Origin of the sequence: Natrialba swarupiae, assembly GCF_008245225.1 — an archaeon.
GTDB lineage: Archaea > Halobacteriota > Halobacteria > Halobacteriales > Natrialbaceae > Natrarchaeobius > Natrarchaeobius swarupiae.
Map to the genome: position 1 here is coordinate 1 of NZ_VTAW01000050.1, position 12,797 is coordinate 12,797.

Sequence of the window (12,797 nt, forward strand, 5' to 3'; positions counted from 1 at the left end):
CTATCGCCAACTACAAACGAGGAGCTAACCCTGGCAAAACGACGATCGAGGTGTGTCAATGATTCTGTGGTACCCTCCAGTATGCTAGCAGTTTTCAGAGGCCGGTCGGCACCTCGAGAGACGTCGTCTCGAGCCCCCACCCCTCGACCAGCTCCTCGAGCGATCGGACGCCGAACGTCTCGGTCGCGTAGTGGCCCGCGAGGAAGACGTGAATTCCCGCTTCCTGGGCGGCGTGGTAGGCTTTCTGTTTCCCTTCACCGGTCACCAGCGCGTCCGCGCCGGCGTCGGCCGCCTCCTCGAGCCAGTCCGTCCCGCTGCCGGTGACGATGGCGACGTCCTCGATCTCGTCGGGACCGAACGCGAGGTGTTGGACCGGCTGCCCGTCGGTTGCGAGCGTGGACTCGAGGCGCTCACACAGTTCCTCGGGCGCGTAGGGCTCGCGTGCAGTACCGCGCTGGCCGATGTACTGTGGGCCGAGTTCGCCGAACGGCGCACGATCGGTGAGCTCGAGAACGTCCGCGACGCCGGCGGCGTTGCCGAGTTCCTGGTGGCCGTCAAGCGGGAGGTGTGAGACGTACAGCGCGAGGTCGTTCTCGATCAGCGTCGCGACGCGGTCGTACGTCCGGCCGGTGACGCGGTCGAAGCCGCCCCACGAGATGCCGTGGTGGGTGACGAGAACGTCCGCGTCGGCGTCGGCAGCCAGCTCGAACGTCTCCTGGACACCGTCGACGGCGAAGACGACGTGCTCGACTGTCCCCTCCTCGGGCCCGATCTGCAGGCCGTTCGCGCTGGCGTCTGCGTCGGCGTACTCGTCGTGGCACAGTTTCTCGTCGAGTCGGTCGACGAACTCCGAGAGCTCCATACGCCGACGTCGTCCGCCGTCGGCCTGTACTCTTCGATCCGGCCGAACCGACGCGTCCAACTCCAGCCGACCCAGCGTGGGCGCGATTCGTCCGCCTCGAGCCCGCACGGGGAACCGATTTACCATCCTGGCCCGCGAACCGGCGTACATGACACGTCGAACGATCAGCGACGAGGACGGTGCGATATACGAGTTTACCCCCGATCTCGAGGCGATCGAGACCGTCGAGTCCGACACCGAGCTGACGATCGAAACGCGGGACAGCTTGGACGGCGCGGTCCAGTCCGACGACGACGTGATCGAGAACGTCCCCGACGAGGTCAACGCGGCGACGGGTCCGATCGCCGTCGACGGCGCCGAGCCCGGTGACGTTCTGGCCGTCCAGATCGAGGCGATTCGGCTCGCCGAGAATCGGGGTCGGGTAGTCACCATCGACGAGTTCGGCCTGCTCGACGGATTCGACGAGATCGAGGCGCCGCGGACGCGGACGACACCCGTCGTAGACGGCGACGAACCGACCGGCGATGACGACGAACTGCTCGAGGATGCCGAGAGTACGATCCGATTCGGCGACCTCGAGGTCCCGGTCGACCCCGTGATCGGCACGATCGGCGTCGCGCCCGCGGGCGACTCGTACACGACGCTCGTCCCCCACGACCACGGCGGTAATCTGGACACGACGGACGTCACCGCCGGGAACACGGTCTACTTCCCGGTGTTCCAGGACGGGGCGATGCTCGCGATGGGTGACTGCAAGGCCGCCATGGCCGACGGCGAGATGTGCGGGACGGGCGCAGAGATCGCGACCGAGATCGACGTTACCCTCGAGGTGATCGACGATCCGGCGACGGCCATCGAGCGGCCGCTGATCGAGACGGCAGACGCCTGGAAGACCGTCGCGAGCGCCCAGACGCTCGAGGAGGCCTGCCAGCTCGCGAACCTCGATCTGATAGAGTTGCTCTCGGTGGCACACGGGTTCGACCCGACGGAGGCGTACATGTTCTCGAGTCTGGTCGGCGGCCTCGAGATCAGCCAGGTCGTCGATCCGCTCGTCACGGTTCGAAACGCGATCCCAAAGACGTACCTCTCAACGCCGTTTTGACCCACCGGACAGAAAGCCGGCTCCTGACGACCCGGCCACCGGATGAGTGGGGCTCACTCCGTTTCGAGCACCACCTCGAGATCGTCGAGGAGGTCGGACTCACCGTCGAACGTCCTCGTAACGACGATCTCGTCGTCGTGAGTGGTGTACTCGAGCACGCGACAGTGCGCGAGTCGTGGCAGGTGATCGTGGACGAGCGCGATCTCGATCCCCCGGCGAACCGAGAGACGTTCCGGACCCCCATCCGCTCGCTCGCGTTCTGCCAGTTCGCCCGCGAGTGTAGAGACGGTCAGAGGCCTCGTTTCGCACAGTCGAGAAGGCAGGTACCGACGCCGTCGGTCCGAGAAAAGCGAGTAGATCGTTTCTCGAGACAGGTTGCTAGCCTCTGATCCGGGCACAGGCCGATGGCGGGGCCACACCGCCGTTACTCCTATCCCGGCAGGGACTCGGAGTTGTCTTGACCGAGACACCACAGCGGTTCGAGAGGGTGTCTCGAACGTTCTGGGCCTCGGAGCCCCGATATTGTGCATTTGAGGGGGCGATGTGGCCGCCTCGGTGTGCGTCATGCTACGATACGCTGGCAGTTAAATATCCGTATTGCTGCTGAACGTGGGTTGTGGAGGCGTTGTCGGATTCACGCCCGTTGAGCAAACCGAAGGTTTGCGATGCCCATCAGAACGCAAGCGTTCTGAGGACGCCGTGAACGGCGGGATTCTCTCCTCGAAGAAAGATAGGAAACATCGAGTTCGATGTGGTGCCAACACTTTGGCCTAACCAGTATGGTCCGATCGATCCGCTGACACTCGATCGAGGAGCGCTATGCTCGAGGCGTTCGAGGGGGAGGGTCGCCTCGTGTTTCGTTGGCAGGCGTCGCTACGTTCGTCCGCGTCGGCCGTCTCGAGCGAAGCGAGCGACGACGACGAGCGCGAGCAAACCGACGACGAGTCCGAAGCCGGGGATTCCGTCGTCGGCCGCCGGTCCGCCGTCGGTCGAATCGTCCGCCGCGTCCCGCTGGTCGTCTCTGGCGTCGTCGTCGGTCTCGGCGTCCGAATCGCCGGCGGCGATCGCGAACGACGAGAGGTCGGACGTCGTCGATTCGATCCACACGATATCGTGGTCTACGGACTCCGTCTCGAGTGCGGTCCACTCTCCGTCGACGTACTGGTAGATCGTCACGTCGGCCGCACCGCCGTCGACGCCGAACGTGACCGTCGCCTCCGCGAGTTCTCCCTCGAGGTCGTGATCGACCCCGGCGTAGCCGAGCGTCTCCGAACCGTCGACGTCGAGCGCCGACGCCGAGTCGGTTACGTCTTCGATCGCCTCGCCGGTCCGAACCGTCGCCGAGAAGTCGCCGTCTCTCTCGGGGGTGATCGAGAGGCGCTCGACGCTCGTGACGCCAGCACTCGAAAGCGGGTGCCCGTCCGCTCTTTCGATCGCGACCGGTTCGCCGGCGACGGCGTTTTCGACCCTCGCCGTCGTTTCGTTTTGATCGCTCGAGACGTCGACGGTCGGCTCGGTCGTCGCGGGTCCGCCGCCAGCGCCAGCGCCAGCGCCACCGCCACTGCCTCCCGACGAACTCGAACTGGAGACGGTGACCGTTGCGGTCGCGGTCTGGTCGATGAGCTCGGCGGTGAGCGTGGTCTCACCGACTCCTTTCGCGACGATCGTTCCGTTATCTACGGTCGCAACCCGTTCGTTCGCACTCGAGTAGTTGCTGGTCGCCGATGCCGACGCCGATTCACCGTCGACGAGTCGTACGGTGACGTTCGCGTCGGTCGTGTCACCGCGTCTCAGATCGTCTACCGAGTCGAACTCGATCGTCTCGACGGCGTGTTGGTGTTCGGGGTAGCCGTCGGTCCCGACCCACGTCTCCTCGAAGTCGAACATCAGCTTCTGCGTGGCGTTGACGCCGGTCATGTTCGCCGTCGAGAGGCCTCCGATCTCGTTCCTGTCGGCGTCGATGACGTCGGCGTCCCAGTACGCGTCCGTTATCGCGCCGTTGATGAACTGGCCGGCCAGTCCGCTGACGTTCTCGTCGCCGCTGACCGGACCGGTCGCGTACGATCGTTCGACGCTCGAGTGATCTTTTACGCCGACCAGCCCGCCGACGTTCTCGTCGCCGCTTACGTTCCCCGTTGCGAACGATTCGGTGATCTCTGCGGGGTCGGAGAACGAATCAGCCTCGACGTCGGTTTCGATGGCCCGTTGGTCCATCTCGTCGCTCTCTCCGAGGACGTCGTCGTCCCCGTTTGAGAGCCCCGCGTTCACGCCGACGAGTCCGCCCACGTCGTCTTCGCCGGAGACGTCACCGCGCGCACTCGACGCCGCTACCGTCTGTGTGTTGAGGCCGACGAGCCCGCCGGCGATGGCGATGCCGTCGACGTCACCGGTCGCACTCGACGTCGAAATCTCGTCGTCGTTCCCACCGACGAGACCGCCGGTGAGAACCCATCCGGTGGAATCCCCGTTCGCGAACGAGTCCGATACCGGCCCCTCGTTGTTCCCGACGAGTCCACCCACGTACACGAAGCCAGTCACTCCCACGTCGGCGCTCGAGCGCTCGATCGTTCCCCGGTTCTCCCCGGTGAGGCCGCCGATACCGGAGACTCCTCCGGCCAAACCGCTCGCGTTCGACCCCGAGACGGTCGCGTTCTCGTTGGTCCCGACGAGACCGCCGACCCACTCGGTTCCGCTCACGTTGGCGCTCGAACGTGCGTCTTCTATCTCGGCGTCGGCCGTCCCGGGAACGGGTGCGTCCCCGGTGTTGTAGCCGACGAGACCGCCGACACGGCTGACGCCGCTTACGTTCCCGCTCGCACGGGCGTCGACGACCGAACTGCTCGAGGCGCCGAGCAATCCGCCGACGCGGTTTCCGTCGGTTTCGACGTCGGCCGTGGCGCTTGCGGTCGCCACGGGACCGACGTTCGCACCGACGAGTCCACCGGCGTAATCGCCGTTCGCGGAGACGGCTCCGTCGACGCTCGCGTTCGACACCGAGCCGAAGTTGAAGCCGACGAGGCCGCCGACGCGCTCGTCGCCGTGGACGCTCGCGTTCTCGAGGTAAACGTCCTCGATCACCGCGTCGAAATCCGTCTGCCCGAACAGGCCGACTCGCTCGCTCGCGTTTCGATCGATGGCCAATCCGCTGATCGTCGAGCCGTTTCCGTCGAACGTCCCCTCGAACGGTTCCTCCTCGCTTCCGATCGGTTCGAACCCGGCACCGCCGGTCCAGAGTTCGGTCTCCGTGGCGTCGATATCGTTTCCGAGGACGTAGTGTGCCTCCGGCTCGTCGGCAACGTTCTGTAACTCGTAGACGTCGGTGACGACGTACGGATCGTCCGCGGTGCCCTCGCCCTCGAGCGTGTCGGTCGACTCCCACTCGAGGGCCGGGTACGAGGCCGTGATCTGCCACGCCATCGTGAACTCGAGTGCGTCCATATGCTCGCTCGCCGCGGCTCCGATCATTTCAGCGGTCTCGAGGCCAGTCACGCCGCTTTCGTCCCCGCCGCCGATTCCGGTCGTCGCGTCCGTCCCGGTCCCGTCCCACCCGGATTCGTCGTCCGTCGTCCAGTACGACGCGCCGGCGGCGGTATCCCAGTACGATCCCGAGACGGTGCCGTCCGCGTTGTCGCCCACGAGGCCCCCGACGACGCCATCACCGTCGATCGGGCCGACCGCGAACGAGCGTTCTATGGATCCCGCGTTGTCGCCGACGAGACCCCCGACGACGCCGTCTGCAACGATCAGGCTGTCGCTGTACGACGCTTCGACTTCCCCTCCATCGTTGACGCCGACGAGGCCGCCGACGCTGGTCACGTCGGTCGTATCGGTCGCATCAGTCGTATCGATCTCGATCCGGGCCGTCGCCGTCGATCCGCTGACCGTGCCGGCGTTTTCGCCGACCGCGGCGCCGATGCTTCCAGCCGAATCGGCGTCGACGAGGATGCGCCCTTCCGTCGCACTGGTGGCGACGATCACGTCGTCACCGGCGACGCCGGCGACACCACCGATGTAGTCGGCCGTCTCCGAGGCGGCGACGTCGATCGTGCCGGTGAGTTCGCTGTCGACGACGATGGAGTCGTCTCGAGCATCACCGACGCCACCGCCGACAGCCTCGACCGCCGCGTCAGACGTGATCTGCATCGCGACGGTGCTCGTCGACTCGACGACGCGGGTGTCGGACTCCGCGCTGCCGGAGAACGTTCCGACGTTGCGAACGTCGCCACCGGCGTCGATCTCGATGTTCCCAGTGGAGACGGCGTCGGCGTAGACTCCCTCAGAGACGGGGCCACCGGTCACGATCCCGACGTCGGTGACGTCGCCTCCCGCGTCGACCAGTACGTTTCCGGTCGCTTCTGACTCCACGAACACCCACTCGGTTCCCGGCTTGCCGGCGGCGACGGCGATGCGGCTTGCATCCTCGGCCACCTCGAGGTTCACGACGCCGACGACGTCGGATCCGACGACGGCCCAGCTGTCACCGGTGTTCCCTCCGAGCCCACCGATCCGATCGGCTCGAGCGATCGAATCCGACTCCGTCACGCCGACGATCTCGGATTCACTGACCACCCAGCGGTCTCCGGCCGCGCCGGCGAGCGCACCGACCTGTGTGAGGTCGTTCGCCGTCGGTCCAAATACACCGACTACGTCGCTGTCGGTCACCTCCCAGTCGTCGCCCGCGGCCCCCGCGAACGCGCCGATCGAGTCGACGTCGCCGGTCGCGTTCGCCTCGAGTTCGACGTACGCCATCGACGTATCGACCGTCCAGTCGTCGCCGGCGACCCCGACGACTCCGCCGATCTCGGTGAGATCGTCGCCCGTCACCGAGAGCCCGGTTTCCGTTTCGACGCCGTGCAACTCGAGGGCCCCGCCGTCGGCAGTGCCGACGAGCCCGCCGACCTGCGCGACGTCGCCCGTCGTCTCGACGGTCACGATCCCAGTCACCCGGAGTTCGTCGAGCGTCGTGTCGCTCGCGGTTCCGGCCAGGATACCGACGTGATCGACCCGCTCGTCGCCGCCGTCGACGACCAGATCGGCGTCGTAGATCTCGAGATCGCGGACGGTTGCATCCTCGAGACCGGCGAACAGGCCGACGTGGTCGGCGCTCCCATCGATCGTGGGGCCGACGATCCGGTGTCCGTCGCCGTCGAGCGTTCCCTCGAACGGGCGCTCGGCGTCACCGATCGGCTCGAACGCCCCGGCGTCGCTCGCATCGACGTCGTCTCCGAGGACGTAGTCCGCCTCGAGGTCGCCGGCGATCGCCTGCAGCTCGGACGCGTTCGTGATGACGTACGGCTCCCCATCGCCGTCGCCGTCCATTCCCTCGAGAATCGCTTCGTAATCCGCGTCGCCGGTCTCGGCCGCCGTCGGTGTGACGGCGAGACAGACGCCGACGAGAACGGCGAGCGCGAGTACGAGTGCGAGTCGCGATCTCCTCGTCATCGGCTCACCTGAACTATCGCATTGTGCTGACCGAGACGACCGTCTTCGAATGCGGCCGCGGGTTGTTCTCTCGAACCGAACGACGAATGTCGGCAACGAGAACGTATATCGAAAGTTGACAGTATTGTTGACATGATGCTACTCGAGAGGGAGATCGCTTATTTCTTTCCTAGAGTGTCTGTCTCTGCTAAGACGGCCCCTAATCGGCGAGGTGATCGGTGTACCGAAATCCCATGTGAAAATAATATCTCGTTCGTGCGGTTTTCGATCGGCGGGCACCACCGTCGCTCGAGGTGAGGTCGTGGATGCTCCTCGCAAAACTCCGTCGATGGACGTCAGCGTCCGAGATCAACGGCGTCGATTCTACGTCGACGACCCGTCTTCGACGCCAGTCCTCGAGGCGCTACGTCGATTCGTGGGCTGACGTGTAGACGAACTCACGAAGGAGTTTGCCCGCGAGCGACGCCGCCTGGCCGTCGTCCCGGTCGTTGACCTCGACGACGTCGAACCCGCCCGCAGACGGGGCGACCTCGCGAACGACGTCGCGCATCTCGCGGGGCTCGAGACCGAACGGCTCCATCGTCCCCGTTCCGGGCGCGTAGGCGGGATCGGCTCCGTCTATGTCGACACTCAGGTAGACCTCCCGGCCATCGAGTCGGTCGCCGACCGAAAAGTCGGCGACGTCCTCCGGCGCGAGGACGGTGACGTCGTCCTCGCTCGCGCGGTCCCACTCCTCCTCGCTTCCCGTTCGGGCACCGAGGACGATCACTTCCTCGAGTGAGTCGACGTCCTCGAGAATCCGCCGCGTAACACAGGCGTGTGAGAGCCGGTTTCCGTCGTAGGCCTCGCGTAAATCGAGGTGGGCGTCGAGACAGACGAACACCTCGGGGTCGACCGCGCGTGCGCCGGCGAGCGAAATCGTGTGTTCGCCCCCGAGCGTCACCGGAACCGCGTCGTCCCAGACGACGTCCCGGAGCGTCCCCTCGAGGTACTCGAGGTACGCTTCCGCGTCGTCCCAGGCGTAGACGTCGCCGTAGTCGACGACGCCGAGTTCCGAAAAGTACTGGTCGGTTCGACGGTCGTAGTCGTCGAACGTCTCCGCAAACGTCCTGATGCGCCGGGGGCCGAACCGCGTCCCCGGCTGAAAGGTCGTCGATACGTCCAGGGGCGCACCGACGACCACGAAGTCCGCGCCTCCACGGTCGGAGATCTCCCCGTCCGTGGCGACGTCACCGGCTCGGCCGGCATCGGTCGACGCGTCGAGCACCTCGCGTTCATCAGTCGCCCCGGGAAACATCAGACGATCTTTCGCTGGTCTTCCATCTCGAGGAACTCGATCTCGTCGTCGGGCGAAACGTCTTCCCCGTCGGGGATGCGCATGGTGATCGTCTCGTAGGTTTCGAGGTCCATGATCTGCATGTCGTTGCCGTCGACGGAGACGACCTGCCCCTGTTTGCGCTCGATGATCGGCACCCAGACCTTCGCGTCGACGGGCTGGGAGAACGATCGCTTCTTGCCGTCGAAGACGCCACTGGCCTCGACGCGCGCTTTCGCGCTGCCGTGTTTGCCCGGCTTCGCGGTGGAGTAGGCGTCGATCTTGCAGGCTGCGTCGTCGATCATCACGTAGCTTCCTTCCTGGAGGTCGCGAACTTCTTGCTGCTGTTTCGCCATGTCCCGGCGTAATCAACCGACGGCCATAAACCGTTTGGAATGGCGTCTGGGAGTCGGCCACCTCCCCGATGGGGAAACTATCACCTGCGTGGGCACCGAATCGCCACCGATGACGGAGACGTCGGCCGCCGTAGCCGTGGCGGTTCTCGTCGGAATCGGCCTCGTCGTGATCGCCGGACGCCGGTTGCGAACGCGAGACCGACGCGCGCTCGTCCGCGACCTCGAGGACCGACTCGAAGCCGGGATGGCCCCCGGCACCGGATCGCACCTCGAGTCAGCCCCGACCGTGAGACGCCTCGCCGTCCTCGAGGCCACAGCGAGCGAGGGCAACGACCCCACTGCCGCCGTCGTTCCCGTCGTTCGGGTCGACTTCGAGACCACCGACGCGCCGGGGATGGACCTCGTCTTCGAGTACGTCGCGGACGTCCTCGAGGCGATCCACCCCGTCCTCACAAACCGGGACGACTGCGTCGCCCACTACGACGTCGAGTTCACGTTCGGCCCCGGCGGGCTTGTCGTCGAGGGTGAGTGTCGGCGCGTCTCCGTGCCACCCGAGTTCGCCGACCGCTTGCTCGAGGACGAGGAGTACCGCGCGTTCGACCTTCGACGGGACGTCGAACGCGGCGACCGATCCGAGGGACCGCCGGTGTTGTGGGGTGAGTGTACGACGTACTGAGACGGTCTGTAAGGGAGTCATAGAGCGGTTCGCATCCCCTCCCTTCGACGAACGGAACGTACACCTCGAGGCGTTACCGAAGTAGGTATTCACCTCTCGGATAGGCGTCAGAAACGGTCTGTTAAATATAGAGCATCAGTGCAGTACGCCGACTATATTTTTTGCAAGTGATGTGTTCTGAATCACCCCATCAGTACAACTACGAACTGAACCTTCTTCCATAGTTAGCACGCATAGGTTCGTATGAACTCCGACAAGCTGGACGAGACTGATAGAGGGATCTTGCACCTGCTTCAGGAGGATGCTCGAAACTATAGTGCTGCAGACATTGCTGAGGAGGTGGGTGTCACCGCTAATACGGTTCGGAATCGAATTAGTCGTCTCCAAGAGCGGGGCGTTATTGATGGGTACGTTCCACTCCTCAATTACGAACAAGCAGGGTACCAACTCACGGTTATAATGTGCTGTACTGCACCAATTCCCAAACGGAGAACACTTGCTCAGAGGGCGGGGACTATCGACGGAGTAACGCAGGTTCGCGAGGTGATGACTGGCCACCAGAACGTTCAGGTGATTGCCGTCGCGTCTGAAAGTGAGAAAATAACCGAAATCGCCAATCGTCTCCATGAACTCGGTCTCAAAGTTGAATCAGAAGAACTGGTGAAAAACGAATACGTTCAACCATTCGGTAACTTCGACAAGAACACGGTTGAGGAGTGATTTTGATTTCATAAGTTTATAATTGGAAATGAGGCATTCTACATCCGGGAGTTTAGGCAATACGAAATTTCTCGGTCAGATAATTCGCTATCTGGGTTAAAACATCGGAATATTTTTGCATCTCCGAACAGTACTCGTAGCTATCATACAACAATGTCTGGATCAGAAGAGCAACAGGTATCCCATCCAGTTAGTACAGCAGTAATCGAAACCAGGGCAAAAAAGAAGGGAGTCAAGCCGACAGCACTTCCACCCTTGTATGAGTCTGTGGATCCCGAAACCCTTGATTCGCTATTTGAACAGACGGAGACTGGAACGGCCCGAAAAATCGCAATTGAATTCGTCTACGACGGATCCCTTGTCACGGTCACTGTAGACGACGGATTCACCATTGCTATCAGTGAGAGGGGAGTAGTTGAATGAGTGATTGTCCGTCAAAAATTGAGCGACAAAAAATGGGGTATGGCTAATGCGAAAGCAAGAGTTGATCCATCTTCATATGTTAGCGGTCGAGATCCACGGCTTCATCTCTGAGAGCGAGACTATCCCCACCAACACATTGGAAGAGTACGACCAAAACGGAGTCCCACCGACGGCAGTCCACTACAGTAAGACAGCTCATAAAGAGAGCCTGCAGCTACTTCTAGATGGAATTCTCGAATCCATAGACCACACCCCAATGCAGGAAGCCACCAGATAGCGACTTTCGGTGATACAGATTTTGTCTATGCTGGGCGTTTGCCCTTCTCCGTTGGTCGCGTTCAGCCTCGTGCCACATTCGCGCTGTGAGTTCAGCATGTCTCGCTCAATCTATCCAGTAGCTGGCAGAAAGAGCCTGCAACATCCAGAGCGTGAAGTCAACACCCGCCACTGTTGATTTCGAGCTGTTACGGCTGAACCAATTGGACAGTAGCAATGTGTGTTCTTCATAGAGGCAAACAGCACGTTCCAAATATATGGTGACCCCCTATGACTCGAGAGATCATCACAGATTCCTTGCGAGTCCCGACAGCCAGTCGTCGGGCAATTCATCCCGATGTTCGTGCATCAATTTGAGAAGCGGGGCGATCCCGCTCCAGTTTGGACCCTTCGAGAGTTCGCCTGACTCTCGGTCCCACTCAATGAATCCCATTTCGACAAGCTTCGGGAGATGGAGGTGCGTCAATTCAACACGGGTGGCAGCAAGGTCATCTGTCGTTTCTTCGTTCGCAAGGAGATCTAATGGGTCTATATCGTCGTCATCTTGTGGATTTGCATCGAAAAGGGCGAGAAGCAACTGGCGGCGGTATGAGTTTGCCAGTGCTTCGAAGGGTTGGCTACCCATGTTTGTTACCTCATATCACTGGTCGCGAGCGCGTTAGAGGGGTCGCTTGACTAGTCAATGCAATTAAAAACGTCGTTACTCGTATCTCTCACCAGACGAGAGCAACACCTCGCGCAAAATCTTCTCGTTGCCGCGCCGAATCCGATCGGAAAAGGCTTGGCGGGAGATGTCCAGTTCATCGGCCAGTGCGTTGAGGCTCGTCTCGCTTGGGGTTTCGAAATAACCTTCCCGGAGTGCGAGAAGCAGTGCCTCGCGTTGTTCTTCCGATAGGTCGAAGCGACGACCGACACCGGTCGCCTCGGTCAACGTATAGGTCCGATCGATGTGTACATCGACATCGTTCTCGATGACATAGTTGTGAAACGTTGATAGATTATCGTGATCGGAGAAACGCAAGCGAAACGTCCAGTCGTCGTGACCACGAGCTTCCAGAACTACCCCCTCCGCCGTAGCAATCCCATCGAGCAAGTCCAGCGGGGGCCGGTCCCACTCGATACGGTATAATCCACTCTCACCAATTCTATCGAGAGCGAAGAGCTCTCGGACATTGGGTTGCGATCGTACCCCCTCTGCAAATGAATCGTGGTCGTCGCCGGTCGCCCACACGAACGGCATGATCATGTCCCCGGTTGGAACGATCCGTTCAATTTCAAGCTGCATTGGGGTTCCTGAGAGTGCCTCACCGAGCTGGAACTCTGTGGCCGGAAGTGAGAATTCCAGAATGACGCTCATACTACTGATAGAAGCGCTAGTGTTGTAGTGGTTACTCCTCTATAGTACTTCGACAAGCGTCGACTGAAGGGTCGAATCGAACTACACCACCGAATTCAACCCTGCAGTGCAGGCTTGCCAACGCACTAGCAGTACTTCCGGGGTTTAGTTCCAGCAGCTGTTTTTCGGCGTAGAACACGTCTATTGACAGGATGAAAGAGACGAAACGTGCTCAGGCGGAAGGGCTACAGTTTCTCAGCAATTACTGTTCAGCATTCACGACTCGGTT

12 protein-coding genes are annotated in these 12,797 nt (G+C 62.2%); 5 read left to right on the top strand and 7 right to left on the bottom strand.

Annotation, left to right across the window (positions count from 1 at the left end; all coding sequences use genetic code 11):
* Positions 1-94 precede the first annotated feature (94 nt).
* Positions 95-862 carry a Nif3-like dinuclear metal center hexameric protein gene (locus FYC77_RS19390; protein ID WP_149083142.1) on the bottom strand — a complete coding sequence of 256 codons (768 nt, stop codon included), beginning with the start codon at positions 860-862 and terminating at the stop codon, positions 95-97.
* A 148-nt stretch (positions 863-1,010) separates the two neighbouring features.
* Between FYC77_RS19390 and FYC77_RS19395 the strand changes: the two genes are divergently transcribed.
* Entirely contained in the window at positions 1,011-1,964 is a 954-nt protein-coding gene (locus FYC77_RS19395; protein WP_149083143.1) for an acetamidase/formamidase family protein, read from the top strand.
* A 53-nt stretch (positions 1,965-2,017) separates the two neighbouring features.
* Here the strand turns inward: FYC77_RS19395 and FYC77_RS19400 are convergent, their stop codons facing one another.
* From FYC77_RS19400 to FYC77_RS19415, 4 genes are all read right to left on the bottom strand, one after another.
* On the bottom strand, positions 2,018-2,362 hold the full coding sequence (locus FYC77_RS19400) for a DUF7344 domain-containing protein (RefSeq protein ID WP_149083144.1): 345 nt from the start codon (positions 2,360-2,362) through the stop codon (positions 2,018-2,020).
* 475 nt (positions 2,363-2,837) lie between these two features.
* Positions 2,838-7,406 carry a GLUG motif-containing protein gene (locus tag FYC77_RS19405; RefSeq protein WP_149083145.1) on the bottom strand — a complete coding sequence of 1,523 codons (4,569 nt, stop codon included), beginning with the start codon at positions 7,404-7,406 and terminating at the stop codon, positions 2,838-2,840.
* Positions 7,407-7,809: 403 nt separating this feature from the next.
* Complete coding sequence (gene speB / locus FYC77_RS19410) at positions 7,810-8,703, bottom strand: agmatinase (RefSeq protein ID WP_149083146.1); 894 nt, start codon at positions 8,701-8,703, stop codon at positions 7,810-7,812.
* Positions 8,703-9,077 (bottom strand): translation initiation factor IF-5A, encoded by a 375-nt coding sequence (locus FYC77_RS19415; protein WP_149083147.1) that lies wholly within the window; start codon positions 9,075-9,077, stop codon positions 8,703-8,705. The genes speB and FYC77_RS19415 overlap by 1 nt, the downstream gene beginning before the upstream one ends.
* Positions 9,078-9,186: 109 nt before the next feature.
* Here FYC77_RS19415 and FYC77_RS19420 point away from each other — a divergent pair, with 109 nt between their 5' ends.
* From FYC77_RS19420 to FYC77_RS21130, 4 genes are all read left to right on the top strand, one after another.
* Positions 9,187-9,753, top strand: coding sequence for a hypothetical protein (locus tag FYC77_RS19420; protein ID WP_149083148.1), 567 nt, complete (start codon positions 9,187-9,189; stop codon positions 9,751-9,753).
* 243 nt (positions 9,754-9,996) lie between these two features.
* Entirely contained in the window at positions 9,997-10,473 is a 477-nt protein-coding gene (locus tag FYC77_RS19425; RefSeq protein ID WP_149083149.1) for an Lrp/AsnC family transcriptional regulator, read from the top strand.
* A 153-nt stretch (positions 10,474-10,626) separates the two neighbouring features.
* Positions 10,627-10,896, top strand: coding sequence for a HalOD1 output domain-containing protein (locus FYC77_RS19430; RefSeq protein WP_149083150.1), 270 nt, complete (start codon positions 10,627-10,629; stop codon positions 10,894-10,896).
* A 46-nt stretch (positions 10,897-10,942) separates the two neighbouring features.
* Complete coding sequence (locus FYC77_RS21130) at positions 10,943-11,173, top strand: UPF0058 family protein (RefSeq protein WP_149083151.1); 231 nt, start codon at positions 10,943-10,945, stop codon at positions 11,171-11,173.
* 285 nt (positions 11,174-11,458) lie between these two features.
* On the opposite strand, the gene FYC77_RS19440 is transcribed toward FYC77_RS21130, so the two are convergent.
* Together FYC77_RS19440 and FYC77_RS19445 are read right to left on the bottom strand one after the other, a co-directional pair.
* On the bottom strand, positions 11,459-11,797 hold the full coding sequence (locus FYC77_RS19440) for a DUF7344 domain-containing protein (RefSeq protein WP_149083152.1): 339 nt from the start codon (positions 11,795-11,797) through the stop codon (positions 11,459-11,461).
* Between the two features lie 75 nt (positions 11,798-11,872).
* The gene (locus FYC77_RS19445) at positions 11,873-12,529 is read right to left on the bottom strand and encodes a helix-turn-helix domain-containing protein (RefSeq protein WP_149083153.1); all 657 of its coding nucleotides are present in this window, start codon (positions 12,527-12,529) and stop codon (positions 11,873-11,875) included.
* Between the last annotated feature and the right edge of the window lie 268 nt (positions 12,530-12,797).